Here is a 744-nt window from a genome sequence, read left to right as displayed (position 1 = left end):
CTATGCTATTGAATATGATTTCTTCGATCCACGCGATCTGAAACCAACCCTGGAAAGTAAGTTCATTCAAGGTCTGTTCTTTGCTGGTCAGATTAACGGTACAACCGGTTACGAAGAAGCCGCTGCGCAAGGTTTGCTGGCGGGTCTGAACGCCGCACGCTTGTCCGCTGACAAAGAGGGGTGGGCACCTGCGCGTTCTCAGGCCTATCTTGGTGTGCTGGTGGATGACCTGTGTACGCTGGGCACCAAAGAACCGTACCGCATGTTTACTTCGCGTGCAGAATACCGTTTGATGCTGCGCGAAGATAACGCCGATCTCCGTCTGACCGAAATTGGTCGTGAACTGGGTCTGGTGGGGGATGAACGCTGGAGAAATCTGCCTGCTTTTGGTTATTCCCTTCTAATACCACGCGGTCACCCGGCGCGATAAGTAATTCCAGCATCGCGGTCAGGTCTGCGGTCGGCAGAACCTTGCCCTGCNCGTCGTCCGGACATGACCTATGCACAGCTGACGTCATTGTCTGTATTTGCACCCGCGCTTGATGATCCTCAGGCGGCTGAACAGGTTGAAATTCAGGTTAAGTACGAAGGTTATATTTCCCGTCAGCAGGATGAAATCGAAAGACAACAGCGTAACGAGAATACGTTGCTGCCTGCGACTCTGGATTATCGTCAGGTTTCCGGTTTGTCGAATGAAGTTATTGCCAAGCTGAACGATCACAAACCGGTATCAATCGGCCAGGC

General features: G+C 52.2%; 3 pseudogenes. 2 read left to right on the top strand and 1 reads right to left on the bottom strand.

From position 1 onward, the window contains the following. Nucleotides 1-370 (top strand): annotated as a pseudogene (locus tag FDX22_RS32545) (FAD-dependent oxidoreductase); the annotation flags it as partial. Here the strand turns inward: FDX22_RS32545 and FDX22_RS32540 are convergent. Next, a pseudogene (locus FDX22_RS32540) lies at nucleotides 336-479 on the bottom strand (malonate decarboxylase subunit alpha); the annotation flags it as partial. The pseudogenes FDX22_RS32545 and FDX22_RS32540 sit on opposite strands and share 35 nt — an antisense overlap. On the opposite strand from FDX22_RS32540, the pseudogene gidA reads away from it, so the two are divergent. Continuing rightward, nucleotides 479-744, top strand: a pseudogene (gene gidA / locus FDX22_RS32535) (tRNA uridine-5-carboxymethylaminomethyl(34) synthesis enzyme MnmG); the annotation flags it as partial. The pseudogenes FDX22_RS32540 and gidA overlap by 1 nt on opposite strands.

It is taken from the genome of Citrobacter sp. TBCS-14 (assembly GCF_005280805.1).
Classification (GTDB): domain Bacteria; phylum Pseudomonadota; class Gammaproteobacteria; order Enterobacterales; family Enterobacteriaceae; genus Citrobacter; species Citrobacter gillenii.
The sequence above is the reverse complement of the archived record's forward strand: the minus strand, read 5'-3'. Positions and strand labels throughout refer to the sequence as shown.